The 26730-nt window shown below is 65.2% G+C and carries 22 protein-coding genes and 2 tRNA genes; 10 read left to right on the plus strand and 14 right to left on the minus strand.

The window, feature by feature from the left end:
• Positions 1–254: 254 nt before the first annotated feature.
• Positions 255–1478: a hemolysin family protein gene (locus SJY41_RS15405; RefSeq protein WP_380783095.1), complete on the minus strand. Its 1224-nt coding sequence runs from the start codon at positions 1476–1478 to the stop codon at positions 255–257.
• A gap of 226 nt (positions 1479–1704) precedes the next feature.
• On the opposite strand from SJY41_RS15405, the gene SJY41_RS15410 reads away from it, so the two are divergent.
• On the plus strand, positions 1705–2379 hold the full coding sequence (locus SJY41_RS15410) for an OmpA family protein (protein WP_380783096.1): 675 nt from the start codon (positions 1705–1707) through the stop codon (positions 2377–2379).
• A gap of 135 nt (positions 2380–2514) precedes the next feature.
• Here the strand turns inward: SJY41_RS15410 and SJY41_RS15415 are convergent, their stop codons facing one another.
• From SJY41_RS15415 to SJY41_RS15440, 6 genes are all read right to left on the minus strand, one after another.
• Positions 2515–2862: a tRNA-binding protein gene (locus SJY41_RS15415; RefSeq protein WP_380783097.1), complete on the minus strand. Its 348-nt coding sequence runs from the start codon at positions 2860–2862 to the stop codon at positions 2515–2517.
• Complete coding sequence (locus SJY41_RS15420) at positions 2849–3523, minus strand: glutathione S-transferase family protein (protein WP_056054264.1); 675 nt, start codon at positions 3521–3523, stop codon at positions 2849–2851. Before SJY41_RS15420 ends, SJY41_RS15415 begins: the two co-directional genes overlap by 14 nt.
• Positions 3524–3766: 243 nt before the next feature.
• Positions 3767–8293: a glutamate synthase large subunit gene (gene gltB / locus SJY41_RS15425; RefSeq protein WP_380783099.1), complete on the minus strand. Its 4527-nt coding sequence runs from the start codon at positions 8291–8293 to the stop codon at positions 3767–3769.
• On the minus strand, positions 8290–9732 hold the full coding sequence (locus tag SJY41_RS15430) for an NAD(P)-dependent oxidoreductase (protein WP_380783101.1): 1443 nt from the start codon (positions 9730–9732) through the stop codon (positions 8290–8292). The genes gltB and SJY41_RS15430 overlap by 4 nt, the downstream gene beginning before the upstream one ends.
• 151 nt (positions 9733–9883) lie before the next feature.
• Positions 9884–10693, minus strand: a complete 810-nt coding sequence (locus SJY41_RS15435) for an undecaprenyl-diphosphate phosphatase (protein WP_380783102.1) — start codon at positions 10691–10693, stop codon at positions 9884–9886.
• A gap of 69 nt (positions 10694–10762) precedes the next feature.
• Entirely contained in the window at positions 10763–11716 is a 954-nt protein-coding gene (locus SJY41_RS15440; RefSeq protein WP_380783103.1) for a complex I NDUFA9 subunit family protein, read from the minus strand.
• A 101-nt stretch (positions 11717–11817) separates the two neighbouring features.
• Here SJY41_RS15440 and SJY41_RS15445 point away from each other — a divergent pair.
• Positions 11818–11904 (plus strand) — tRNA-Leu (locus tag SJY41_RS15445).
• A gap of 93 nt (positions 11905–11997) precedes the next feature.
• Positions 11998–13767: a hypothetical protein gene (locus tag SJY41_RS15450; protein WP_380783104.1), complete on the plus strand. Its 1770-nt coding sequence runs from the start codon at positions 11998–12000 to the stop codon at positions 13765–13767.
• A 134-nt stretch (positions 13768–13901) separates the two neighbouring features.
• Here SJY41_RS15450 and SJY41_RS15455 read toward each other — a convergent pair whose 3' ends face one another.
• Together SJY41_RS15455 and SJY41_RS15460 are read right to left on the minus strand one after the other, a co-directional pair.
• Positions 13902–14624 (minus strand): hypothetical protein, encoded by a 723-nt coding sequence (locus tag SJY41_RS15455; RefSeq protein WP_380783105.1) that lies wholly within the window; start codon positions 14622–14624, stop codon positions 13902–13904.
• A gap of 29 nt (positions 14625–14653) precedes the next feature.
• Positions 14654–15361 carry a recombinase family protein gene (locus SJY41_RS15460; RefSeq protein ID WP_380783106.1) on the minus strand — a complete coding sequence of 236 codons (708 nt, stop codon included), beginning with the start codon at positions 15359–15361 and terminating at the stop codon, positions 14654–14656.
• Between the two features lie 1448 nt (positions 15362–16809).
• Between SJY41_RS15460 and SJY41_RS15465 the strand changes: the two genes are divergently transcribed.
• Complete coding sequence (locus SJY41_RS15465; protein ID WP_380783107.1) at positions 16810–17076, plus strand: hypothetical protein; 267 nt, start codon at positions 16810–16812, stop codon at positions 17074–17076.
• Between the two features lie 68 nt (positions 17077–17144).
• On the opposite strand, the gene SJY41_RS15470 is transcribed toward SJY41_RS15465, so the two are convergent.
• Positions 17145–17270 carry a hypothetical protein gene (locus SJY41_RS15470; protein ID WP_380783108.1) on the minus strand — a complete coding sequence of 42 codons (126 nt, stop codon included), beginning with the start codon at positions 17268–17270 and terminating at the stop codon, positions 17145–17147.
• Positions 17271–17391: 121 nt separating this feature from the next.
• Between SJY41_RS15470 and SJY41_RS15475 the strand changes: the two genes are divergently transcribed.
• A complete protein-coding gene (locus SJY41_RS15475; protein ID WP_380783109.1) occupies positions 17392–17742 on the plus strand; it encodes a hypothetical protein in 351 nt (116 codons plus the stop codon).
• A gap of 859 nt (positions 17743–18601) precedes the next feature.
• On the opposite strand, the gene SJY41_RS15480 is transcribed toward SJY41_RS15475, so the two are convergent.
• Together SJY41_RS15480 and SJY41_RS15485 are read right to left on the minus strand one after the other, a co-directional pair.
• Entirely contained in the window at positions 18602–18970 is a 369-nt protein-coding gene (locus SJY41_RS15480) for a hypothetical protein (protein ID WP_380783110.1), read from the minus strand.
• 415 nt (positions 18971–19385) lie between these two features.
• Positions 19386–19459 (minus strand) — tRNA-Gln (locus SJY41_RS15485).
• Positions 19460–19644: 185 nt separating this feature from the next.
• Here SJY41_RS15485 and SJY41_RS15490 point away from each other — a divergent pair.
• The gene (locus tag SJY41_RS15490) at positions 19645–20688 is read left to right on the plus strand and encodes a Ppx/GppA phosphatase family protein (RefSeq protein WP_380783111.1); all 1044 of its coding nucleotides are present in this window, start codon (positions 19645–19647) and stop codon (positions 20686–20688) included.
• Positions 20685–21356: an RlmE family RNA methyltransferase gene (locus SJY41_RS15495; protein WP_056053985.1), complete on the plus strand. Its 672-nt coding sequence runs from the start codon at positions 20685–20687 to the stop codon at positions 21354–21356. Before SJY41_RS15490 ends, SJY41_RS15495 begins: the two co-directional genes overlap by 4 nt.
• Positions 21357–21784: 428 nt before the next feature.
• Here SJY41_RS15495 and rpoZ read toward each other — a convergent pair whose 3' ends face one another.
• On the minus strand, positions 21785–22129 hold the full coding sequence (gene rpoZ / locus SJY41_RS15500; RefSeq protein ID WP_133020221.1) for a DNA-directed RNA polymerase subunit omega: 345 nt from the start codon (positions 22127–22129) through the stop codon (positions 21785–21787).
• Between the two features lie 140 nt (positions 22130–22269).
• Here rpoZ and SJY41_RS15505 point away from each other — a divergent pair, with 140 nt between their 5' ends.
• Complete coding sequence (locus SJY41_RS15505) at positions 22270–23430, plus strand: phosphatidylserine/phosphatidylglycerophosphate/cardiolipin synthase family protein (protein ID WP_380784161.1); 1161 nt, start codon at positions 22270–22272, stop codon at positions 23428–23430.
• 301 nt (positions 23431–23731) lie between these two features.
• Here the strand turns inward: SJY41_RS15505 and SJY41_RS15510 are convergent, their stop codons facing one another.
• The gene (locus SJY41_RS15510; protein WP_380783112.1) at positions 23732–24346 is read right to left on the minus strand and encodes a class I SAM-dependent methyltransferase; all 615 of its coding nucleotides are present in this window, start codon (positions 24344–24346) and stop codon (positions 23732–23734) included.
• Between the two features lie 181 nt (positions 24347–24527).
• On the opposite strand from SJY41_RS15510, the gene SJY41_RS15515 reads away from it, so the two are divergent.
• Both SJY41_RS15515 and SJY41_RS15520 read left to right on the plus strand, forming a co-directional pair.
• Positions 24528–24851 (plus strand): antibiotic biosynthesis monooxygenase, encoded by a 324-nt coding sequence (locus SJY41_RS15515; RefSeq protein ID WP_380783113.1) that lies wholly within the window; start codon positions 24528–24530, stop codon positions 24849–24851.
• On the plus strand, positions 24848–26158 hold the full coding sequence (locus SJY41_RS15520) for an MFS transporter (RefSeq protein WP_380783114.1): 1311 nt from the start codon (positions 24848–24850) through the stop codon (positions 26156–26158). Before SJY41_RS15515 ends, SJY41_RS15520 begins: the two co-directional genes overlap by 4 nt.
• Positions 26159–26730 lie beyond the last annotated feature (572 nt).

Raw genomic sequence — 26730 nt, forward strand, 5'->3', positions numbered from 1 at the left:
GAACGGAGTGTGATGGCCGCTCCAATACCCGTCACCCCAGCGCGTGCTGGGGTCTCCCGGTTGGGATATGTCGCTTACCAAACGGGGATATCCCAGCCTGCGCTGGGATGACGGGCCTTGGGGCCGTCTTCCCTGCCCGTTCGTGCTGAGCGAAGTCGAAGCACCTGCGCTCTAGGCTTACCCTTCGACTTCGCTCAGGGCGAACGGAAAACGTGGGCGCCCAGTATCATCCTGCGTCGACGGAAGAGCAGCCCTCAGACTTCGCTCACCAGCAACTTGTCGATACGGCGCCCGTCCAGGTCGACGATCTCGAACTTCCACCCCTGTTCGACGAAGCTCTCGCCCTCGCCCGGCAGGTGACGGAACACCGACAGCGCCAGTCCCGCGACGGTCGCGTAGTCGCGGTCCTCGGGGAGGTCGATACCGAGGCGGTCGGCGAGCGAATCCGCCGCCATCGTCCCCGCCACCAGCAACGAGCCGTCTTCGCGGACCACTACCGAAGGCGCATCGTCGGGATCGGCATCCGACTTGAACTCGCCGGCGATCGCCGCGAGCAGATCGGCCGGCGTCACTATGCCTTCGAAATGACCATATTCGTCGTGGATCAGCGCCATCGGCACTTCGGCCTCGCGCAGCGCGAGCAGGGCGTCCATCGCATCGATCTGGTCGATCACCACCGGGGCCTTGCGCATCAGCGCGCGCAGGTCGAGCGGGTCGCCGCGAAACAGGGCCGCGGCGATGTCGCGGGCCTGGACGACGCCCTTGACGGTATCGATCGAGCCTTCGCCAACCGGCAGACGCGTATGCTGCGACGCGAGCAGGGTAGCGCGGATCTCGTCCGGCCCCCAGTTGCAGTCGAGCCAGTCGATCTCGGTGCGCGGCGTCATCACTTCGCGGACCGGGCGATCGGCGAGCCGCACGACGCCCGAAATGATCGAGCGCTCATGCTCCTCGATCACGCCCGACTTCGAGGCTTCGGCGACGATGAGGTGAAGTTCCTCGGCGGTGACATGCTCCTCGGTCTCGCGGTTGAGGCGGAGGATGCGGAAGATCAACGCGCTGGTGGAATCGAGGACCCAGACGACCGGCGCCGTACCGATCGCGAGCCAGCGCATTACCGGTGCCATGAAAGACGCGATCGCTTCGGGTGCCCGCAGCGCGAATTGCTTGGGGACGAGTTCGCCGATGATCAGCGACGCGAAGGTCGTGAGACCGATGACGATCGCGAACCCGGCGGTTTCCGCGGTCGACGCGGAGAGCCCCCAAGCCTGTAGCCGCGCCGCGGTCGGCATGCCGAGGCTGGAGCCCGAATAGGCGCCGGCGAGAATACCGATCAGCGTGATGCCGATCTGAACCGTCGACAGGAACTTGCCGGGGTCCGCCGCAAGGACGATCGCAGCGCGCGCGCCCTTCTTGCCCGATCGCGCCATCGCCTCGAGCCGGGCTTTGCGCGCGGAAACGATCGCGAGTTCGCTCATCGCGAACACGCCGTTCAACGCGACCAGCGCGAGGATGATCGCGACGTCGATCCAGGGGAAGGGGGAAGCGGTGCCATTGGCTCAGCGTCTCTTTGCAGGACAACGGCCCGGCGCACAACCATGCTCGACACATGCTCGCCGATATGGTCATCCCGGGTTCAGTGCGGATGCGGAACAATCGCCACCGACACCGGGTTATCCGGCACATGCCAAAGGGAGAAATTTCGTGAAGACCAAGCTGATCATCGGTGCGGCACTGGCCGCGCTCGTCGCCACCAGCGGCTGCACCACCGATCCGGAAACCGGACGCCAGACGATTTCGAAGACCGCGCTTGGCGGCATCGGCGGCGCGCTCGGTGGCTATCTGCTCGGCGACGTGGTCGGTGGGCGGCACGACCGGACCGAGAAGCTGCTTGGCGCGGGCATCGGTGGTCTCGCTGGTGCCGGGATCGGCGCGTATATGGACAAGCAGGAGCGCGACCTGCGCGCACGCACCGCCGGCACCGACGTGCAGGTGATCCGCCAGGGCGACGACTTGGTGCTGAACATCCCGTCGGGCATCACGTTCGCGTATGATAGCGCCGACGTGCAGCCGCAGTTCCAGCGCACGCTTGACCAGGTTGCCGACACGCTGTCGCAGTACAACCAGACGTATGTCGACGTGTACGGTCACACCGATTCGACCGGTAGCGATGCGTACAACCAGACGCTGTCGGAACGTCGGGCGCGGTCGGTTGCGGACTATCTTTCGGGCCACGGCGTGCAGAGCGCGCGCATCGGCACGCGCGGCTATGGCAAAACGCAGCCGATTGCGTCGAACGATACCGATGCAGGTCGTGCGGCGAACCGTCGCGTCGAGGTGAAGATCGTGCCGATCACGCAGAACGACCTGCGGTCTTAAGGGCCTCTATCGAGAGGCGTCTCCCCGCCAACCGTTCCCCCGCGAAAGCGGGGGTCCAGGAACCACGGGCGTTGCGCTTGGTACCCTGGGCTCCCGCCTTCGCGGGAGAACAGAATCAAGCGGGGATTTGACGGTTCAGAACAGGCGACCACCGTTCGGGACCTGTCCGGTCGGCGAAATCAGCACCACTTTCCCGTCCGCGTCGGGAAAGCCGAGCGTCAGGACTTCGGACATCATCGGGCCGATCTGGCGCGGCGGGAAGTTGACCACCGCGGCGACCTGGCGGCCGATCAGCGTCTCCGGCGTGTAGTGTTCGGTGATCTGCGCGGACGAGCGCTTCACGCCGATTTCTTCGCCGAAATCGATCCGGAGTTTGATTGCGGGTTTGCGCGCTTCCGGGAAGGGTTCGGCCTCGACGATCGTGCCGACGCGGATGTCGACCTTCTCGAAGTCCGGGAACGCTATTTGTTCAGAAATCGACATTGTCGTAATGCGCCGGGGGTGAGATCAGCTCCATCCGTTCGGACAGCAGCGGGCGGAAGCTCGGGCGGCTCTTGAAGCCGCGATACCAGCGCGCGGTCTGGTCGTGGCCCTTCCAGTCGATCCCGCCGAGGTAATCGGTGACCGAGATCTGCGCCGCCGCCGCGAGATCGGCGAGGCTCATGGTCGCGCCGCCGAGCCAGTTCCGGTGATCGAGCAGGTAATCCATGTAATCGAGATGCCCGACCGCGGCCTTCATCGCTTCCCGGAGCCCCTTCGCGTCGGGAGCGGTGCGGTGGGCGAGGCGCTTGACCATGCGCTCGTGGAGCAGCGGGCCGGTGACGTCGCGGTAGAAATGCGTGTCGAACCACGTGACCAGGCGGCGGATTTCGGCGCGGTTGGTCGCGGTGCCGTTGATCATCGCCGCCTTCTCGACGGTTTCCTCGAAGAACTCGCAGATCGCCATCGAATCGATCAGCGGGGCAACGCCGCGCGACGCGTCGACCATCACCGGGGTCTGGCCGGCGGGGTTCATGTCCATGAACTCGTCGCGGCGATCCCAGGGCGATTCGCGCACCAGTTCATAGCCGACGCCCTTTTCACCCAGCAGCAGGCGGACCTTTCGCGAGAAGGGACACAGGGGGAATTGATAAAGCTGCCACATGCCCATCGTTTAGGCGGTGGGGGGCGGGTGTGTCACTAGCGCGGGTTGGCGCCGCGAAGATTTGGTTCACGCGGAGGCGCGGAGACGCGGAGGTGTTGCGTTCCCTGCGAGCGAAGCTCCTTCACCACCGATCGCAATAAGAGAGATGCAGAGGGACTTTAGCTCCGCGTCTCCGCGTCTCCGCGTGAACCCATCTAACTTACACCACCCCAGCGGGCGCCCGGGTGGTGTAAGGGCTGGGGATTATTCCGCGGCAACCAACTCCGCGCTGTCGTCGAGCGGATGGCTCAGGCGGGTCAGCATTTCCTTCGGCACGATCTGCCAGAAATGGCCGGCTACCCGGTCCCAGTCCTCGAGCAGGCCCTTCGACCATTTGCTGTCGGTATGGTCGGCGTGATCACGGACCAGGTCGAGCAGCACGTCGGCCCAGTGGAGCGACTTCACGCGGTCCCAGGTGATGTTCTCCGGGTTGGCGCGCTTTGCGAAGACGCCGTCGGGATCGTAGACGAATGCCATGCCGCCGGTCATCCCCGCACCGAAGTTCGCGCCGACCGCGCCGAGAACGACCGCGATGCCGTTGGTCATGTATTCGCAGCCGTTCGCGCCGCAGCCCTCGACGACCACGGTCGCGCCCGAGTTGCGGACCGCGAAACGCTCGCCCGCCTGCCCTGCCGCGAACAGCCGGCCCGATGTCGCGCCGTAGAGCACGGTGTTGCCGATGATCGTGTTCTCTTGGCTCGCCAAAGGCGAACTCACCGCCGGACGGACGATGATCGTGCCGCCCGACAGTCCCTTGCCGACATAGTCGTTCGAATCGCCGAACACTTCGAGCGTGATCCCCTTGCACAGGAACGCGCCGAGCGATTGGCCCGCCGAGCCACGCAGCCGGATCGTCACGTGGTTGTCCGCCAGCGTCGACATGCCGAACTTCCGCGTGATCTCGCTCGACAACCGCGTGCCGACCGCGCGGTGCGTGTTGCGCACCGAATAGGTCAGCTGCATCTTCTCGCCGCGCGAGAACACCGCGGACGCGTCCTTGATGATCTGCGCGTCGAGGCTGTCGGGGACTTCGTTGCGGAAGGTCGACAGGCTGAAGCGGCGCTGGGAATCATCCGCATCGACCTTCGCCAGGATCGGGTTCAGGTCGAGATCGTCGAGATGCTCCGCGCCACGGCTGACCTGGCGCAGGAACTCGGTGCGGCCGATCACGTCGTCGAGGCTCTTCACGCCGAGCCGCGCGAGGATGTCGCGGACTTCCTCGGCGATGAAGGTCATCAGGTTGATCACCTTCTCGGGCGTGCCGACGAACTTCTGGCGAAGCGCATCGTTCTGCGTGCAGATGCCGACCGGGCACGTATTCGAGTGGCATTGGCGGACCATGATGCAGCCCATCGCGACGAGGCTCAGCGTGCCGATCCCGAACTCCTCCGCGCCGAGGATCGCGGCGATGACGATGTCGCGACCGGTCTTCAGCCCGCCATCGGTGCGCAGCCGCACGCGACCGCGCAGTCCGTTGAGCGTCAGCACCTGGTTGACCTCCGACAGGCCCATTTCCCACGGCGTGCCGGCGTATTTGATCGACGTCTGGGGCGAAGCGCCGGTGCCGCCGACATGGCCGGCGATCAGGATCACGTCGGCATGGGCCTTCGCGACACCCGCCGCGACCGTGCCGATGCCCGCCGAGCTGACGAGCTTAACGCAGACGCGAGCGCGCGGGTTGATCTGCTTCAGGTCGTAGATGAGCTGGGCGAGATCCTCGATCGAGTAGATGTCGTGATGCGGCGGCGGCGAGATCAGCGTCACGCCGGGCGTCGCATGACGCAGCTTGGCGATGAACTCGGTGACCTTGAAGCCGGGCAGCTGGCCGCCTTCGCCGGGCTTGGCGCCCTGTGCGACCTTGACCTCGATCTCCTCGCACGCGTTCAGATATTCCGCGGTGACGCCGAATCGGCCGGACGCGACCTGCTTGATCGACGAGTTCGCGTTGTCGCCGTTGGCGTAGGGTACGAAGCGCGACTTGTCCTCGCCGCCCTCGCCCGAGACGGCCTTGGCGCCGATCCGGTTCATCGCGATCGCCAGCGTCTCGTGCGCCTCGGGCGACAGCGCGCCGAGCGACATGCCGGGGGTGACGAAGCGCTTGCGGATCTCGGTGATCGCCTCGACCTGATCGACCGGCACGCCCTCCGCGGGGAAGTTGAACTGGAGCAGATCGCGCAGGTACACCGGCGGCAGATCGGACACGCCGCGGGAGAATTGCAGGTAGCTCGTATAGCTGTCGGTCGCGACCGCGGTCTGGAGCAGGTGCATCAGCTGCGCGGAATAGGCGTGCGTCTCGCCGGTGTGGCGCTGGCGATAGAAGCCGCCGATCGGCAGCGTCGCCACCGCCGGATCGAACGCGGCTTCGTGGCGGTCGGTCGCGTTGACGTGGAGCGAGGCATAGCCCTCGCCGCTGATCTTGGCGGGCATGCCGGGGAACAGGTCGTTGACCAAGCTGCGCGAGAGGCCGACGGCTTCGAAGTTGTAGCCGCCGCGGTAGGACGAGATGACCGCGATGCCCATCTTCGACATGATCTTGAGCAGCCCCTCCTCGACCGCGACGCGGTGGCGGCGGAGGCATTCGGCGAGGTCGAGATCGCCGAACAGCCCGCGCGACTGGCGATCGACGATCGCGGCCTCGGCGAGATAGGCGTTCACGGTGGTCGCACCGACGCCGATCAGCACGGCGTAATAATGCGTGTCGAGGCATTCGGCGGTGCGGACGTTGATCGACGCGTAGGAGCGCAGGCCTCGGCGGACGAGGTGCGTATGGACGGCGGCGACCGCGAGCACGCCGGCGATGCCGACGCGGTCTTCGCTGATCGCCTCGTCGGTGAGGAAGATCTCGCTCTTGCCCTGGCGGACGGCTTGCTCCGCCTCGTTGCGGATCCGCTGGATCGCCGCGCGGAGCTTTTCCGGGCCGCCACCGACGTCGAACGTGCAGTCGATCTCGGCGACCGCGTTACCGAAATGCGCCTTCAGCCGCGACCAATGCTCGCCCGTCAGGACCGGCGAATCGAGCACCAGCACGCGTTCGCGCTGGTCACGGACGTCGAGGATGTTGGCGAGGTTGCCGAACCGCGTCTTGAGCGACATCACGTGGCGCTCGCGCAACGGGTCGATCGGCGGGTTGGTGACCTGCGAGAAGTTCTGGCGGAAGAACTGGCTGATCAGCCGCGGCTTGTCGGAGATGACCGCGAGCGGAGTATCGTCGCCCATCGAGCCAATCGCTTCCTTCGCGGATTCGACCATCGGCGACAGGATCAGTTCCATGTCCTCCATCGTCTGGCCCGCCGCGACCTGACGGCGTGCGAGCTCGGCGCGGTCGTAGCGCACGACCGCGTCCTCGACCGAGGGCAGGTCGGCGAGCGTGTGGAATTCGCCGATCATCGCGGCGTAATCCGCCTCGCCCGAGATGCGATCCTTCACCGCGCGATCCTGCAACAGGATGCCCTCTTCGAGGTCGACCGCGATCATCTCGCCCGGTCCGAGCCGGCCCTTGGCGACAATCGTGGATTCGGGAACGACGACCATGCCGCTCTCCGACCCGACGATCAGCAGACCGTCGGAGGTCAGCGTGTAGCGCAGCGGACGCAGCGCGTTGCGGTCCATGCCGGCGACTGCCCAGCGGCCATCGGTCATCGCGAGCGCGGCGGGTCCGTCCCATGGCTCCATCACCGACGCGAGATACTGGTACATCGCGGTATGCTCGGCCGGCATGTCCGGGCTGGCGGCTTCGGGGACGAGCATCAGCTTGGCGGTCGGCGCATCGCGGCCCGAGCGGCAGATCGCCTCGAACACCGCGTCCAACGCGGCGGTGTCGGATGCGCCCGCCGGGATCACCGGCTTGATGTCCTCAGAATTATCGCCGAACGCGAGGCTCGCCATGCGGATCTCGTGGGAGAGCATCCAGTTCTTGTTGCCGCGGATCGTGTTGATCTCGCCGTTGTGCGCGAGGCAGCGGAACGGCTGCGCCAGCCACCATTGCGGGAAGGTGTTGGTCGAATAGCGCTGATGGAAGATCGCGACGCGGCTCTCGAAGCGCTGATCGCAGAGATCGGGGTAGAAGACCGACAGCGATTCAGCGAGGAACAGCCCCTTGTAGATGATCGAGCGGCACGACAGCGAACAGACGTAGAAGCCCTGGATCTGGGCGGCGATCACGCGCTTCTCGATCCGGCGGCGGACGAGATAGAGCGTCTTCTCGAACTCGGCGGCGTCCTGCTCCTCGGGCAGGGGCCCGGCGATCATGATCTGCTCGATCTCGGGACGCGTCAGCTGCGCCTTGGTGCCGATCACCGACACGTCGACCGGCACCTGGCGCCAGCCATAGATGGTGTAGCCCGCCTCGATGATCGCGCTCTCGACGATCGTCCGGCAATCCTCCTGCGCGCCGAGATCGGTGCGGGGGAGAAAAATCATGCCGACCGCGAGACGGTTCGGGCGGACCTTGTGACCCGAGGCGGCGACCGCATCGTCGAAGAACCGGACGGGCAAGTCGATGTGAAGGCCGGCGCCGTCACCGGTCTTGCCGTCGGCGTCGACCGCGCCGCGGTGCCAGACGGCCTTCAGCGCATCGACCGCAGACTGCACGACACGGCGCGAGGCGCGGCCATCGGTGGCGGCGACGAGACCCACGCCGCACGCATCGCCCTCGAATTCAGGGCGGTACATGCCTTCAGCGGCGAGACGAGCGCGTTGATCGATCATCGGGGAACCCTGTTCGTTGCTCATGCTGCCACCTTCGCGTTGGCTGCCTTGGTCTTCAGCCACTTGTGCATCGTCGCGGCGACGTCGCGGCCGTCGCGGATCGCCCAGACGACGAGGCTGGCGCCGCGGACGATGTCGCCCGCCGCGAACACGCCGTCGAGCGAGGTCATCAGCGTCTTGCCGTCGACCAGCACGGTGCCCCAGCGGCTGACGCCCAGTTCGGGGGTGGCGAACAGCGTCGGCAAATCCTCGGCGTCGAAGCCCAGCGCCTTGATGACGAGGTCCGCGTCGACCGAGTAATCGCCGGCGGGATCGGGTTCGGGCGCGCGGCGGCCGCTCGCGTCGGGCGCACCGAGACGCATTTTCCGGACCTTGACGCTCGACACGGTATCCCCGCCGTCGAAGCTTTGCGGGCCGGAGAGCCAGACGAACTCGACGCCCTCTTCCTCGGCGTTGGTCACTTCGCGCTGCGAGCCGGGCATGTTGGCGCGGTCGCGGCGGTAGAGGCACTTCACCGACTTGGCGCCCTGGCGGATCGCGGTGCGGACGCAGTCCATCGCGGTGTCGCCGCCGCCGATCACGACGACGTCCTTGCCCTCCGCATTGAGGCTGCCGTCGTCGAAGGCGGGGACGGCGTCGCCAAAGCCCTTGCGGTTCGACGCGACGAGGAAGTCGAGTGCGGCGACCACGCCGTTCGATCCACCGCCGGGAAGATCCATCGCGCGCGCCTTGTAGACGCCGGTCGCGATCAGGATCGCGTCGTGGCGCTGGCGGAGATCGTCGAGGCTCGCATCGGCGCCGACCGCGAAGCCTTCGTGGAAGACGATTCCGGCCGCCTTGAGCCGCTCGACGCGGCGCATGACGATCGGCTTTTCGAGCTTGAAGCCGGGAATGCCGTAGGTGAGCAACCCGCCCGCGCGGTCGTAGCGGTCATAGACGTGCACGTCGTAGCCGTGGCCGCGCAGATATTCGGCGGCGGTCAGGCCTGCCGGCCCTGCACCGATCACGCCGACCGACTGGCCGCGCGACTTGCCGGGGACCAGCGGCTCGACCCAGCCATTCTCCCAGGCGGTATCGGTGATGAACTTCTCGACCGAGCCGATCGTGACAGCCCCGTGCCCGGTGAACTCGATGACGCAATTGCCTTCGCACAGCCGGTCCTGCGGGCAGATCCGACCGCAAATCTCGGGCATGGTCGAGGTCGCATTGCTGAGCTCATAGGCCTCGCGCAGCCGCCCTTCCGCGGTCAGCCGGAGCCAGTCGGGAATGTGGTTGTGCAGCGGGCAATGGACCGAGCAATAGGGCACGCCACATTGCGAGCAGCGTCCGGCCTGCTCTTCCGCGGGCTCGACGGCATAGCGTTGCGCGATCTCGCGAAAATCGTCGGCCCGCTCGTGGGCGGTGCGCTTGTCAGGATAGGATTGCTCCCGGCCGACAAATTTGAGCATCGAATCGTTCGCCATGATAGCCTCCGACAGCCGCGTTATTGCGCGATCGAAGGCTTGTCACGACTAAAACAGCACATAGGTCAGTTATACTGCCTAATAAAACCAACTAATGAGCCCAATTTCGTGCGAGCAGTTCTCAAATAGGCTTATTGATACCGCAACGGCCCTAATTGCTGAGTAGCCAGATCAGCGCAGCCGAACCGGCGACGACGCGGTAGAGGGCGAACGGCACGAACCCGTGCTTCGTGACGATCCCGACGAACCACTTCACCACCAGCAGTGCGACGATGAAAGATACCGCGGCGCCGATCGCGATCGCGCCGAGGCCGACACCGCCGCCGCTCGCGATCGCATCGCGGTTCTTCAACAGCTCGAGCGCGCTCGCCCCCAGCATCGTCGGGATTGCGAGAAAGAAGCTGAACTCCGCCGCGGTGCGCCGCTCGACGCCCAGCGCCAGCGCGCCGAGGATCGTCGCACCGGAGCGGCTGACGCCGGGGACCATCGCAAGGCACTGCAGGAAGCCGATGCCGATTACCGTCTTCAGCGGGATGTCCGCAACGCCGCTGATGTCGCTGCGCGGCGCGAACCGCTCGACCGCGAGGATCGCGAAGCCGCCGACGACCAGCGCGATCGCAACGACTTCGGCGTTCCCGAGCAGCGCCTCGATATGCTTGTGGAGCGCGAGGCCGATCACCGCAGCCGGGATGAATGCGACCACGAGGTTGCGCAGGAACAGCCACGATTTCGGCTCGCGGCGGATCAGCCCCATGCCGACCGCCCAGAACGTCCGCCAATACAGCACGACGATCGCGAGGATCGCGCCGAGCTGGATGACGACGTTGAACACCTCCCAGCGCCCCGCATCATACCCGAGCAGCCGCGTGGCCAGGATCAGGTGACCGGTCGAGGAGACGGGCAGGAATTCGGTGATCCCCTCGACGATGCCGAGGAGGATGACGGTGAGAAGTTCGGTCAAGCGGCAGCTCCGGCGCGGTAGGTCAGGGCGATGTCAGGGCGGTGTCAGGGTAGCGTAGCACGCGCAGGTTCAGGTGACAGGGACTTCCGCATGCGTCTCGGCGCGGCGGCCGAAGCGTCCGGCCTTGCGGAAGCGGACCAGCCAGCCCGGCGCGACCGTCGACAACGGCGTCGCATCGATCCCGAGCGCCGCCAGACCATCGGTGCCGGTCACGACGTTGTCGGTCTGCAGCATTGCCCACTGATCCCTGGTGATCGGCATGCCCGGCAGGAAACCGGCCTTGGCGATCATCGCCCCGGCGAAATCGGGAAGCTCGACGATCGAGGGATCGCGGCCGATGGTCTTTGCGATCCAGCGGATCAGATTGCCCATCGTGATGACGTCGGGGCCGCCGAGCTCCAGCGTCTGGCCGCCGAATGTCTCTGGTGCCGCCGCTGCCGCGACGATCGCGTCCGCCACGTTGCCGACGAACACCGGCTGGAACTTCGCCCCTGCACGCAGGACCGGGACGACCGGCGCCTTGGCGATCATGCCGGCAAAGCGGTTCACGAACTGGTCTTCCTGGCCGAACACGATCGATGGCCGGAGAATCGTCGCGTTCGGGTACGCGTTGAGCACCGCTGCCTCGCCCTGCCCCTTCGACTTGCCATAGGCCGATGCCGAGTCAGGATCGGCACCGATCGCCGAGACATGGACCAGCGCGCCCACGCCGGCCTTGGCAGCGGCTTCCGCGACCGTTTGCGCACCGAGCGCCTGTACGCGCTGGAAATCGCCCGCCAGTACGCCGACCAGGTTCACCACGACGTCCGAGCCGTGCACCGCATGCGCGATCGTCTCGGGCTTGGTGACGTCGGCGCCGACGAACTGCGTCTGGCCGAGTCCGCCGAGCGGCTTCAGGAAAAACGCCTGCCGCGGATCGCGCTGCGCGATGCGGACGCGGGCGCCCGTCGCCAGCAGCGCCTGTGCGACATAGCGGCCGACGAAACCGCCGCCCCCGATCAGCGTCACCAGTTTGTCGTTCATCGCCGTCCGTCCAATTTCTTTTGCCTCCGCGCCCCTTGCCCCAGCAAGAGGTGTGTTGACAAGCATCGCGACCGTCCACTAGAGGCGCCCTCCTACCCCGTGCCCGGATGGCGGAATTGGTAGACGCACCAGCTTCAGGTGCTGGCGATCGCAAGGTCGTGGAGGTTCGAGTCCTCTTCCGGGCACCATTTTCCCCGTAAGGGGTTGAGGCGACGAGAAAAGTCCACATTCCCGTGAGTTACCCTCCCAAATCCGGTACAAGGAATGGGACAAACTCCGTCATGGGCAAGTCGCTCAATTGGGTTCGCGAAGAACCAACAGGCCGCCTCATTTTCCGCCGCGCCTACCCCGAAGCCATCCGAACTTTTCTGCCGAAGGCCGGACAGCGGGAGCTGAAGGTCCCATTGCGGGCCAAGCGTTACATGACGCCGGAAGCGTTCCGACTGTACGACCAAGCCATCAAGCGCTTCGAAGCGGACGTGCGCCACGCCCTCGCCGCTCAGGCCGTGGAGGACCGGAAGGCTACCGGCACGGTCGACGCACTCACACCGGACCTAATCGCCTACCTCGTGACTGCCTTCAAAGCCGACGACCTGGAGCTAGAACAGGAAGCCCGGTGGACCGCTCGCCCCCTTGAAAGGAAACTGGAGGCCCGTCAGCGACTGGAGGAGAATTGCCGGGCGGACCTGACGGAAGCACTCCAGCTTCGCGCCCTTGGGGACATGGAAACGATCCTCAGTCAGTGGGGAGGACCGGCCTTTGACCACGCGGAACTACACGGCGTCTTGGTAGACCGCACTGGGGCGGAGTTTATCGGCTACGTCCGCGCCTTCCATGATGCCCAGATTGAGACATGGCAGGCCATCCTCCGGCGCCTCCAGGGCGAAGACGTCCCCACGCCCGTCGTCCCGCCGCGCCCAGCCGAGCCCGCCAGCGTCGCCCCGCTGCCAGCGGCCCCCGCCCGGACCGGCCAGACATTCGAGGCGATCGTAGAGGCACTCATGGAGAGCCCCACAAAGCCCATGAGCGCTACGACGAAGGAGAGTGTGAGGACGGCGCTCCGGTTCTTCCGGGAGTCCGTAGGCGCCCCCCGCCCCGACGAGATCAACCGTGCGATGGTAGCTGATTGGCTTGAACTCCTGGCCCAGCGCCCCTCCAAGCTGCCCCAAGAATTTCGCAAGGTCCCACTGCCTGCCCTAATCGAACTCTACCACGACCGGCCTGAGGTTCCCCGGCTGTCCGCCAAGACGCTCGTGCAACACCTCAGTGCTCTCGGGGCACGCTGGACCCAGGCGGGCCAACGAGGCCGGCTGGACCGAGAAGCACCCAACCCGTTCAAGGACCATGACCTGGACCGGACAAAGAAGCCCCGCACGCCCAAGGGGTTCTCCAGCGGCGAGCTGGCGGCGATCTTTGCGCTCCCGCTGTTCACCGAAGGCTCTAGGCCCCTCGGAGGCAAGGGGCACGCTTCTTACTGGGTTCCGCTTCTCCTCCTCTTCACGGGGGCAAGGCCTGAGGAAGCCGCGCAACTCCTAGTCGACGACATTTACAGGGACGCCAAGACTGGCCGCTGGGTCCTTCGCATCACCGACGAGGGCGAACACCCCCACAAAGGTCGACAGGGCTTGAAGACCGACGAGAGCCCCAGGAGCTTCCCGATCCCCCAGCCGCTGATCGACCTGGGCCTACTTCGCTACCGCCAAAGCCTGCTGGACTCTAAGGAGGTCGCGCTTTTCCCAATGCTCAGGACGAAGGGCCGAAGGGGCTACCTCTTTTCCGGCTTGGGCTTGTGGTGGAGCGACTACCTGACAGCGAACGGCGTTCACCTACGGGGGACGGGACGGCAACCTACACGCGAGTTCCGCCACACCTGGAGCACGGCGGCCCGAGCCAGCGGCATCCCTCGGGAAAACATGGCGTACATCCAGGGCCACAAGCTGCCCGACGAGACGGCAGGGGAAAGCTACGGCGACCTGAGCCCTCTAGGGTTCGCACTCGACCGACTACGGTTCGACGGTCTCGACCTGAGCGGTGTGAAACCCTGGACATGAGCGTAAACGCCGACCATTTCCCCGCACTGTCAAATTTGACACGCCGAGCCGAAAGACATGAGGTTTTCTGCGGGTTTCCGCCTGTTTTACCGATAACAACATCCTGAGGCCCCTGAAGGCCCCCGCCGGCCTCCTTAGAACGGATGGGCGACCGCCGGCTCCAAGGGTCTCGCCGGTCCCTCGCCGTTCTCCCAGGCCGCCAGCAGGGTCCGGGCGGCGGCCAGTAGTCCCCTCCGGTCCTCCTCTTCAAGTGAATGGAGTAGGGCCGCGAAGGCCTCCAGGTGCCGGCCAGCCTCGTCAGTCCGCCACGCCGTCAGCAGATCGATCGTCGGGCCCTCCAGATCGTCGCCGTCCTCCTCCGGCCCCTCCCCGTCACTCCACGGCTTGAAGGTAGGCCCTTCATTCAATTCCAAGCCCAACTCCCTCAGGCGAGCACGAACCGTCTCATGGCTGTACATGCCGTTAAGGGCCGCCGAGATCACGCGGGAGGACTTCGGGACCTCAGGCGACTCTAGGTGCCGGCCAGCCTCCACGAAGGCCTCCCAGACCTTCCGCTTGTCGGCACGGCCCAGGGCCTTCCCGTGCGTGGTGTTGGCGATCATCGCCTCCCCTCGGGCCTCCTCCAGGCTCATCCGAGCGACGGACGCTTCGATCCCTGAGACCCCGTAGTCCTCATGGGCGAAATAGCGATGGAAGCCGTCGACCAGATACAGGGCTTTGCCAATCCGGGCGACCTTCACGGGCGGAAGGGGCTTGCCGGCCTGGAGCATCCCGAGAAGCGTGCGGACGTGCTGGCGATCAATCCCGCCCGCCCGGAGCTGGAAATCCTCTCGGAGGATGACCGCCTCCAACGCCAACGTCTCCTCCTGCCATTGCCGGACTGAAGTCACGCCGCGTCCTCCTGGGCGTCCTGAGGCTCCAGCCGTGCCATCAGGTTCCGCACAGACGAAGCGTGCCACCGTCCGCCCCTGGGTGTGAGAATACCTTCCTCATTCAACGCCGCCGCAAGGCCCCCGAGGGACGCAATGCCGCCCGCCCGGAGCCGCTGGATGACCGGACGGAGCTGGTCGGCCCTGGAGGTGGCATTGGCGGACACAGCGGCGATAGCGGCTCCAGTGCCCTTGCCGGCCCGCCGGAACGCTGCCGCCCCGTTCGGGTTGCCCAGGCGGACCCCACGGGCCTTAGCGACCGCAAGGGCCTCCTTGGTCCGCCGGGAGATCGCCTGCCGCTCCTGCCGTGCCACAAGGGCCATGATGCCGACCGTGAGATCGTTAGCGTCCGGCATGTCAGCAGCGACGAACCGGACCCCGCTGTCCTGAAGGGTGAGGAGGAAAGTGGCGTCCCTGGACAGCCGGTCGAGCTTGGCGATCACCAGCCGCGCCCCGGTCAGCTTCGCCTGCTCCAGGGCCTTCAGCAGCTCCGGGCGGTCCGAACGCTTGCCGCTCTCGACCTCTTGGAATGGTGGAGCAACGATCGACCAGCCCCGCGAGGCGCACAGGGTCTCTACGGCTACCCGCTGGGCCTCCAGGCCAAGGCCCGATGCGCCCTGCCGTGCGGTGCTCACCCGATAGTAAACCACAGCCCGTTCGATCACTTTACCGCTCCGTTCAAATCTGTCTGACGTTCGTTAGACAGTTTTGTATGGTATGGTCAAGGGCCTTTTAGGAGTGCGGCTCGGGAACGGCAGTCCGACGATTGGGTTACGCGATCATGGACACGGCACCGCACATGGTAGCGCTTGCTCAGCGGCAAGGCATTAAGGCGGCCTACGAGCCCCACATGACCCCTATGGACTGCCCTTGGCCCCCCGAGATGCACGAGGAGGTCCATGCGTGGCTTACAGGCTACAGTGTGGGAAGGCTGAGACGGCAGGGGGCGGAGAGATCGGTAGGGAGTTAGGCCGGGCACGGAGCGAACTGAAGGGCCTCAGGTCCTATCCTGGCCTAGCACCGCTATGTTACAATGTCACATCAGCACACAGGCTACGGCTTTCAGGCCTAATGTCCCCGGCGGTTCGCGACAGGGCCGGACCGAAACGCCAATGTCCTCGACGAAGGCCGCCAGTCCTCTCCAGGTCCCTACGCTCGGCGGCGGCGCCCGTCATCCGGCTGACGTCACGGGACAAGGAAAACCTCAGCTCATTCAGACATTTAGGGTCCCCTTGGGTCCCCTACTGCCCAGCCGGGGGAGCCCATTGCGATCGTCATCAAGCGGGTTCGAAATCGACGGCTTCGCTCGCGCCGCCACAGCGCCAGTCCGACCCTGAGTACACCCGCCGGTCCCTGGAGGATCGCCCAACGCGAGCGCCCGAATATTTCTGGAAAACGGTAGAGTGGAGCAGGAGAGGCTAGGCGCCCAGATCGGGGCCTATTGGCCTGCCGGATCGAATGGGAGATGGTAGTCAGATTAAACGGGGGGCTTCATGAGTACAGGATTTGTCACGACCTACTGGACGGCGATCACGATCGTCATCGCCCTGTATGTCCTCAGCGTACCAATTTGCACGGCGCTAGTCGCGTCAAGCAGGGGAAGAGACTGGGCCAACTGGTTCTGCGTGGGCATCTTGATCGGGCCTCTGGGACTAATTGCAGCGGTGGGTTTGGCACCGATCGACCGGGAGGAGAGACGGGCGCGTACCGGATACCGTTCAAAGAAGCGGACTTGCCCTTGGTGCGCCGAGGCTGCCTACTTGGAGGCCGTCGTGTGCCCCCATTGCCGCAATGATCTGGAACCGGAGGAGGAGGAGGAGGAGGACAACAACCGGAACGGATCACGGCGATAATGCTTGGGTCCCCTATCGCCCCCTCAGGTTCCATCCAGGCCGGACCGAAGGCCGCTGAGATCGATCGGGCCGGCTGTTTCCCGAGGGGGTTCCTGAGGGCTCCACGGGTCCCATTCGGGACGATCTAGAAAACGGCAGAAATCCGCCATTCCTGAATTAGTACGACCGTATAGAGGAACCGATCCTCCGGCGCCGTCCCGCAGATAGTGCCACGTATAGTACAACCAGCCTGCGCAGGCCTTTCGAATATGGACCATATTATGCCTACCCGTTCCGCCCCCATCAATGGCGCTCTCACCCCCTTCTTCCGTCCCGCACCCGGCGGCGGCGCCCTCTCGGACCAGGAGCGCCAGATCGCCCTCCAGCGACAGCGCACCCAGGCCCTCCAGTCCGCTGAGCTTCCCGGCATGGGAGCTATGACCGATCGGGAGCACCAGCTCGCCACCGCACACGCTGCGAAGGTTCCCGGCTTGGGCGCCCTGACCGACCGCGAGCGGTGGTTGATCGCAAACGCTCACCGCTACTGAGCATCACGCCTACCCTCAGTCTCCTTCGGGAGGCTGGGGGTTTCTTTTTGTCCTGTGTACACGCCGCCTTAATCGCAGTTCCAGTCCTCGGTCGTGCCTTCCTCGGATCGCGCCGCGCCGAATGTCGGACGCAGGAAGAGCCACAAGCCGACGACTACTGCTGCGATAAGGCCGCCGGTTTCCAGATTAATCATACCCTATAGTCTCCATCCACACGCCAGAAACGTCTTAGCGGGCGATTGATGCTTTGGCCGTCTTCCCCGCTGGGGTTATTTTTCGACTTCACGCTGACTCACTGATGCGTAAGATGCCGGCATGGATACCGAACGCCAACCGGCCCTGCGGACTTGGCAGGATTGCCTAGTCGACACGATCCTGGAGGAGCTGGCCCTGGGCATGAGCGTCGCCATCCAGCTCCCCGGTTTCTCTGGGCCCATGCTGGTAGAGGATGCAGTCGTGGAAGGCGCCCTGGTGCTCCTCAGCGACCAGCCGGGCACTCGGCACTACATCGGCTCGATGGCTGGCGTTGTGCTCCTCGCTGCACCCCTGGAGGGCAAAGGGACGGGGACGTGGCGCCCCCACGCCTGGACGCCGACCATGACGCTCGACGGGAAACGACCGGACATCAGGTCCATCAGGCCAGTGCCGGGATCGCACGACGTCTGACCGTCACCCCAGGGCGCCTAGATCATAACTAAACGAGGCGGGTGTAGTGAACTCCGGGGTCCTCCAGGTCCTCCGCAAGCTCTTCTAGGGCTTTCGCGGTCTCCAGTAGTGCTTGTGTCATCGCGTCTCCCTCAAAGGTCTCAGCGAGAGCGCGGTATTCGGTAGCCTCGGCCCGAAGCTGTGGGACGGTCTTACTCATTCCGGCATGATAACAACGCGGTAGTCGGTCGGCTAGGCGTTTGGGCACGGGAGGAGCGACAGGGCAGGGCCTCGTTGCATTTAAGGTAAAGGTTGTTAACCTACATCACGTTTGCTGCCGTGAAGACGACGGAACGCACCCGGAGAGTTAACGCGAGTCGACTTCCATGCCCGTCAATCCCGATGAGACCGTAGAGGACCTGAGGATACGGCTGGAAGAGGCTATGGCGCTCGCCGATAGGCTGGATTTGGCGATCGTCAGCGCCTGGATAGCCCACGCAGTCGATAGCGTGAACAGGCTGAGACGGTAGGGCACGCGAGGGAACATGAAGCCCTCCAGGTTCATCGCGCACCAGGAGAGACGCCTTGGTCGCTCGCTCTCAGTTGAAGAAGTCGCGGCAATCCAGGCTGCTAGAGAGGCCTGCGTCGGGGGGAGGAGCGTGACTGTGAAGGCGATGTGGGCGGCGGTGGCGCTATTCCCCGGTGGCGGTAGGTGCATCAGTCCCTCGCCGTCCTGCGAATGTCTGGGGTGTGCCACAGGCCCCTCCAAAGGGCCTTCGCCTGAAACCGACCGGAAGCCTCACTGAGCCCCATGCGGGAGCCGCCGCTACCCTTCCCCCAGATAACTACCATAGGCTCTCAGTGACTCTCCAGGGCCTTTCTAGCCCACCCAGGCCAGCAGGGTCTCCAGGTCCTCCAGTGTAAGCACGATCCGCTGTGCCCCTGAGCCGTCAGCCGGGACCTGATCGACGACGTAAATGCCGCATCCCATGTAATGGCCCGTAGTTCCCTCCCCCAGGTCGACCGTCGCGCCGCTGAAGGCCCGCAAGGTCTCCAGGCCCGCCGATGTCAGCACGGCCTCTTGGCCTTCCTGGGACTCAGGGTCGACTTGGTCGATCGCGACGACGCCGCAGCCAAGGTGATCCGCGAACGTGTTCCCGTCGCCCAGGTGAAGCTCCAGGCCCCCTTCAGATAACTCATTGACCGGCTCCAGGACATCGCAATCCAGGCCTGCATTGATCGGCGTCATCAGCATCTCTTACCTCTTCCGTGTATACGCGGCTCCCCGCGACCACCCCTTGATTACACAGTTCGAAATCCGGTACAAGACATGGGACAATCACAGCCGAAGCGGAGTCGATAACCCGCGGATAACTGTGGACTTTCGGTCACTGGAGCCCCGTCCTCTTCCGGGCACCATTTTTAGCGCCGAGGCGATGCCAAGCATCCAGCCTGCGCCGAGCATCATGATCGATGCGATATTCATACCTTACGCGAATTGCGGCGAGCGGTGTTTGTGTCATGTCCCGCGACCATGCGGGTAAACGCGGTCGACCAGATTCATGGCTGGCGACGCGCCCGACGCTCGTTAGACGCCGTCGCCTACACCCAGGATGCGATCTGAATTCGTGCGGGAATGCCTCGACCGCTCAGGCGGGAAGCGCTGGATGCCCCGTGAGGATTCGAACCTCAATAGGCGGTATCAGAAACCGCAGTCTTACCATTAGACGACGGGGCATCAGCGAGGGCGGGCTCTACGGGGGCGGTTTCGTGCTGTCAACGCCAAGATGATGCCGTTCCGCCAGTTCGCTTGCGTAATCGCGCCGCGGCGCTACATTCGTATCCAAGCACCGGGCGGGTATTTTCCCGCGGCGGCAGACATAGATAGCGAGTTTTACGGCGATGGGGGATGTTTCCACCCGAATGCCGTTCCGGCAGGGCAGTCCTGCCCGTCCGGCGGCGACCCGGCCCTCTCGTGGGCGGTGGGCCGATGCGCAGGCGTTTGCCGCGCTCGATCTTGGCACCAACAATTGCAGATTGCTGATCGCGCGACCGCAGGCCGGCGGGTTTGCGGTGATCGATGCGTTCTCGCGAATCGTGCGGCTGGGCGAAGGACTAGCCTCGACCGGCAAGCTGAGCGATGCGGCGATCGAGCGGACGATCGCGGCCCTGCGCGTGTGTTCGGACAAGCTTCAGCGGCGCAACGTGACCTTGGCGCGGTCGGTCGCGACGGAAGCATGTCGGCAGGCGTCGAACGGCCCCGCCTTCATCGCGCGCGCGCTGGCCGAGACGGGAATCCACCTCGACATCATTTCCGCCGAGGAAGAGGCACGGCTGGCGGTGCTCGGCTGCCATGCGCTGATCGAGCCGGGCGAGGATCCCGCACTCGTGTTCGATATCGGCGGCGGGTCGACCGAGCTCGTGCTGGTCGATACCTCGACGCCGATCCCGACCGTGCTCGACTGGCATTCGGCACCGTGGGGCGTGGTGTCGCTGACCGAACATGCCGGCGGTGGTGAGGGCGAAGACGGCCGCCGCGCCGCCTATGCGAAGATGCGACAGGTCGTCGCGGACAGTTTCGCCGGGTTCGCCGCACGGCTGCCCCGGCATATCGAGCGGCCGCGGTTGCTCGGCACCAGCGGCACGGTGACGACGCTTGGCAGCGTGCATCTCGGGCTCAGCCATTACGACCGCTCGGTGGTTGACGGGCTCATCGTGCCGGCGTCGGCGATGCGGCGGATCAGCGCCGACCTTTCCCATATGTCGATCACGGAGCGCGCCAAGCTGCCGTGCATCGGTAACGAGCGCGCCGACCTGGTGGTCGCGGGCTGTGCTATTCTGGAGACGATCATGGATTTGTGGCCCGCCGAACGGCTCGGCATCGCCGACCGCGGCATTCGCGAGGGCATCCTCCGGCGCCTGATGGGCGCACCCAAGCCCGGAAAAGCCTCAGGAGTGGCAGCATGAGCCGGGGCGGGTCCGGCGGTCATGTCCGCGTGCTCACCGCGCGCAAGCGGACCGCGCAGTCGACGCGCTGGCTCGAACGCCAGCTCAACGATCCGTATGTGAAGCGCGCCAAGGCCGACGGCTATCGGAGCCGTGCCGCGTACAAGCTGATCGAGCTCGACGAACGGTTCGAGCTGATCCGGGGCTCGAAGCGCGTGGTCGATCTCGGCATCGCGCCGGGTGGCTGGGCGCAGGTGATCCGCAGGCGGATACCCAAGGCGGCGGTGGTCGGGATCGATTTGCTCCCGGTCGATCCGATCGAGGGCGTGACGATCTTCGAGATGGATTTTCTCGACGATGCAGCCCCTGGCAAGCTGATCGAAGCGTTGGGTGGCGCGCCCGATCTGGTGCTGTCGGATATGGCGGCGAATACGGTCGGGCATCCGCAGACCGATGCTTTGCGGACGATGGCGCTGGTCGAGACGGCGCTTCACTTTGCCTGCGAAGTGCTGGAGCCGGGCGGGACGTTCGTGTCGAAGGTGTTCGCGGGCGGCGCTGATTCCGAGCTGGTTGCGGAGATGAAGCGGAACTTCAAGACCGTGAAGCATGCCAAGCCGCCGGCTAGCCGTAAGGGGTCGGTCGAGTGGTTCGTGGTTGCGCAGGGGTTTAAAGGCCGAGACCCGAAATAGCGCTGCTATTTCGGACCGGTCGAAAGCCCGGCCAGCGTTGCGCAGCAACAACTGACGACGCGGCTTAGCCGCGGCGCCCTGCCTCAGGGTGGTCGCAAGCAATGCGGCTGGAATGAATCATAAGCATGTTTCCCCGCGAAGGCGGGGATCCAGACTGGGCTCCCGCCTTCGCGGGAGAACAAGGAGAGGGCGTGGGTCGGCGGTTTGCCTGAAGCACGTGCCCTCACCCTTCCCACGACAAGTGCCGCGGGCCCCTTCCCTCTCCCCTTCAGGGAGAGGGCATAAACACAAGAAGAAAGCCCGCGAACCTCTTGGGTCTGCGGGCTTTTCTATTTCACGCCGCGGCAAAGCCGCGTCGTCGGCCGGGCTATGCTCGCCGGCCGGGGTTTCGGCCGAGACGCAGATTAGCTTTCGCTAATCCTGCTGCCTCAACCCTCGTAATCAGCCCCGAGATTCTGGTTCCGCGGTGGGGCCGCAGCGGTAAGCCGCAATGCCTCGGCCGAAGCAGCCAGGCTGCCGACGGCATCGACCTCGTCGTCGTCGTCGACGCGAACCTTCTGCAGGCCCTGGATGACCTGTTCCTTGAGATGCGTCGGCTTGACGTTCTCGTCGGCGATCTCGCGCAGCGCGACGACCGGGTTCTTGTCGCGGTCGCGGTCGAGCGTCAGTTCGGCGCCGCCCGAGATTTGGCGCGCACGCTGGGCCGCGAACAACACCAGGTCGAACCGGTTGGGGATCTTGTCGACACAATCCTCGACGGTAACGCGCGCCATGCGGCTTCCTTCGTAACAACGATAGAATGAGAAAGCGTCGCCTACGGGCAATGACCCGCTAAGTCAAGAAAACCGCCGCGAGGCGGGCATGGACCGGGCGCGGGTTGCCACCGGAGGCCCCCTTGTCCATCACGCCGGCCATGGACGATCCCGAAGAACAGCCGACTTTCGCCGTCGATGGCAACCAGATGAGGTTGCTCGATACCGGCCCCCGCCGCCTCGACGCGGTCCTCGCGCTGATCGATGGCGCCGAGCGCACCTTGCGCGTGCTCTACTATATATACGCCGACGACGACACCGGCCGGCGTGTCAACGCTGCCCTGATCGCGGCCGCCGAACGCGGCGTGGAGGTCGCCCTGATCGTCGACGGCTTTGGCAGCGACGATGCATCGAAGGCCTTTTTCGAGCCCCTGGAGGCAGCCGGCGTTTCCGTGTGCCGGTTCTCCGCGCGGTTCGGTCGGCGCTATCTGCTCCGCAACCACCAGAAGCTCGCGCTGGCAGACGAGACGCGGATCATCATCGGTGGGTTCAACATCGAGGACGATTATTTCGGCACCGCGGCCGAGCAGGCTTGGCGCGACCTGGGCTTGCTGGTCGAGGGCCCGGCGGCGGGGCGGCTCGCCGGCTATTTCGATGCCCTGAAGGACTGGATCCACGAACCCAAGGGCAAGCTGCGGCGACTGAACGCCGCGCTGTCGCATTGGAGCGAGACCAAAGGCGCGACACGGTGGCTGATCGGCGGACCGACACGGCGGCTATCGCCCTGGGCGCGCGCGGTGCGCGACGACATGCGGCGGGGGCGGCGGATCGACGTAATCGCGGGGTATTTCACGCCAAGCCCCGCGCTGCTGCGGCGGCTCGACAAGGCCGGGCGTAGGCAGGCCGACGTGCGGATCGTCACCGCCAGCAAGTCGGACAACAACGCGACCATCGCCGCTGCGCGGTTCACCTATGCGGGGCTGTTGCGCAAGGGCGTGCGCGTGTTCGAATACCAGCCGACCAAGCTGCATACCAAGCTCTACGTGATCGACGATGCGGTCCATATCGGCTCGGCGAACTTCGACATGCGGAGCCTCTTCATCAATCTCGAGCTGATGCTCCGGATCGAGGATGCTGCGTTCGCGGCGCATGTCCGCCGGTATATCGACGGCGAGGTCGCGAAATCGATCGAGGTGACCAAGGCGCTATACAAGGCGAACACCGGCTGGGTGCAGCGGTTGAAGCAGCTCGGTGCGTATTTCCTGGTGGCGGTGGTCGACCCGGGGCTGTCGCGTGGACTGAACTTCGGGATCGACGAATAGGGGGCGACGAGTACGACGAACTCGCTCCACTCCCAAACTCCGTCACCCCAGCGAAAGCTGGGGTCTCCCCGTTGGCACGTGCCGAGACTCGAACCGGGATACCCCAGCTTTCGCTGGGGTGACGGCGCGAGTTTGGGAGTTGGTGGGGCGTTCGGATTGGCATTCGCGCTGGTCAGCGCACTCAGCGCCGACGGCAAAGCCGCCGTCGGACGGGTTCGGCTATTTTAGCCGACCCGCCGGCCGGGCCTGACGCTACGCGGCGCTTTGCTTGCGCATCGACGCGGATGTGACCGCGCCTGCGTCAGTCCTTCCAAGCCCAGTACAATTGCGCGGGCGGCACGTTCCACCACTCCATGTCGTGATCGATCGATTCGAAATGCGGGGTCAGGAAGTCCTTCACCTTGGGCGAGAACTGATAGACCAGGAACGCTCCACCGGTGCGCAATACCGCCTGCGTCGCCTTGGCGATCGCCGGACCGACGCCGGGGGGCAATGTCGAAAAAGGCAGCCCCGACAGGACGTAATCCGCTTTCTCGAAACCGTGGTCGGCGACGATCGTCTCGACCTCGTCCGCCGACCCCAGCACCGCGAAGAAGCGTGGATCGGTGATCGTGTGACGGAGATAGTCGATGAAGTCCGGGTTGGTGTCGATCACGACGAGCTTCGCATCCGACGCCATGCGATCGAGAATCGGACGGCAGAAGGTGCCGACGCCCGGGCCGTATTCGACGAACAACTTGCAGTTCGCCCAGTCGACCGGACCCAGCATCTTGCGGATCAGCTTGTCGGACGACGGCACGATCGAGCCGACCATGACCGGATGTTTCAGGAACCCTGAAAAGAACATCTGCCACGGGGACGGCACGCCGGCGGGTCGGCTGCGTGCACGCCGGGTGGCGGTGGTCGAACTGGGCATCGCGTTCCTTACGGTCAGGGGTCCCGCGCGCTGGCGAGGCTTTGGCCCTCCCGTCGCACGAATTCCGAACGCGTTTCAAGACCCGCAGGTTGCATCGGGCGACGAACCGATGCGGAAGTCGTGCGGTGCCAAGTATTTCCGCGCGCTTTGCCAACCGCACGCCATCGCTTAAGCACGGACCATGAACCAGGGACGAACGGGGGAGATAGCGGTCATTTTCGTATCGTTCCGTAACGATGCGGACGCGATCGGCTATGGCGAGGCAGCTACAGCGATGGGCGCGCTCGCCGCTGCGCAATCGGGGTATCGGGGTGTCGACAGCGCGCGCGAGGCAGGCGGCATGGGTATCACCGTCAGCTACTGGGCTGACGACGCGGCCGCGATCGCCTGGCGCGACAACCCCGATCACGCCGCGATTCGCGAGTCCGGCCGGGACCTCTGGTACGACAGTTATTCGGTGACGGTCGCGCGGATCGACCGTGCCTATAGCTGGGCGCGTTCATGACCGGCGCCGCCCAGGACGGGCCGAGGATCGACCGCCGGTTCGCGCTCATGTTCCTCGTCATGCTGACGATCGCGGCAGGCAATACCGCGTTGCAGTCGGTGCTGCCCGCGCTCGGTCGATCGCTCGGCGTCGCGGACAGCGCGGTGGCGGCGGCGTTTTCGGTGTCGGCGTTGCTGTGGGTGATCGCCGCGCCGTTCTGGGCGAACCGCTCGGATCGGCATGGCCGGCGGGCGATGATCCTGCTCGGGGTCGGCGGGTTCAGCGTCTCGCTCACCTTGTGCGGCGTCTTCCTGCTGGCGGGGATCAACGCGTGGATCGGCGGCACCACCGCATTCCTGTGCTTCATTGGCGGACGGCTGATCTACGGGACGTTCGGCTCGGCCGCACCGCCCGCGGTGCAGGCGCTGGTCGCCGGCGAGACGACGCGCGAGGAGCGGACCAAGGCACTGACGTTGCTCGCCTCCGCATTTGGGCTCGGCACCATCCTGGGGCCCGCGATCGCGCCGTATCTGATCCTCGGCTCGATCGGTGGAATCGAGATCGGGCTGGCCGGCCCCGCCTTCCTGTTCGCGGTGTTCGGCGTGGCGGTGTGGATCACGGTGCGGCGGATGCTGCCCGATGACCGGATCGTCGCCCCGCACGACACGCACGGCGCGAGTTCGGCGTACCCCTCGATCGGTGGTGCGCCAACCGGGGCGTCGGTCGCCGCCGCCACGGAGTCGCATGTCGAGCATGTCGGCTATACCGATCCCCGCGTCCGCGCGTGGATGATCGCCGGACTGGTGATGGGTCACGCGCAGGCGATGACCGGGCAGGCGATCGGTTTCCTCGTCATCGACCGCCTCCACGTCGCGCCCGCGCTTGCGCTGGAGCCGACCGGCATCGTGCTGATGATGGGCGCCGGCGCAGCGCTGCTCGCACAATGGGGGATCATCCCCCGGCTGAACATGAGTCCCAGGCAATTGGTGCTGACCGGGCTGGTGCTGGCGGCCGCGGGCACCGCGCTGACCGGCATCGCGACCTCGCTCTACACGATCGCGACCGCCTATGCGCTGGCGAGCCTGGGGTTCGGGTTCACGCGGCCGGGGTTCACGGCGGGCTCGTCGCTGGCGGTCGGACCAGGGGCTCAAGGCTCGGTCGCGGGCAAGGTGACGAGCATCAACGGCGCGAGCTTCGTGCTGGGACCATCGATCGGCGTCGGGCTGTACGAAGTGCAGCATTCGCTGCCGTATCTGGTCGCCGGCGCGGCCTGCGTGGTGATGATCGCCTACGCCTATGCGACGCTGAAGGATGCGAAGGAAGGCTAGGGTGGGTTAGGCCAAGAACGACTGGTTTCCGGTTCATTACGATTGCGTAACGATTGCCGTATTGTTCAGCGTGGATGACTCAATATTTATCTGAAACCGCCCACTTGTCGTTCAGGCTGGCGACGACGCTTCCCGATTGCCGCCGTTAATTTTCTCCTACATCGTGGCGCAATGACATGGATCGCCGAGATAATCGTCCAAGGCTTCTGGGAAGGTGCTGTCGAAGTTGTTTACGACAAATGGGGATGGGTTGGCGGCGCGGTGGCTCTGTTAGGACCATTCGTAGTTGGTGGAGTGGTGTTGTGGATCATCTTCGGATGACCGCAGACGCCCAATCGCAGACGTTTGAAGGGAAGTATGCCGCTCCCTATTGTGGACGGTCATTCATTCGGTATCGTCGCACAGATGACCGGTAAAGCAGACATCTCGGCTCGGATCGTGGCGATCTGCTACACGCTCGTCATCATCGCAATGGCATGGTTTACGTTTGCGTTCTTTGGATTTGAACTTGGAGGTGACGTAGGCGGGTCGATCGTGTTCGCATTGATCGTGCTATCTCCGATCCCCGTCTG

The organism is Sphingomonas sp. R86520 (genome assembly GCF_042466285.1).
In the GTDB taxonomy this organism is placed as follows: domain Bacteria; phylum Pseudomonadota; class Alphaproteobacteria; order Sphingomonadales; family Sphingomonadaceae; genus Sphingomonas.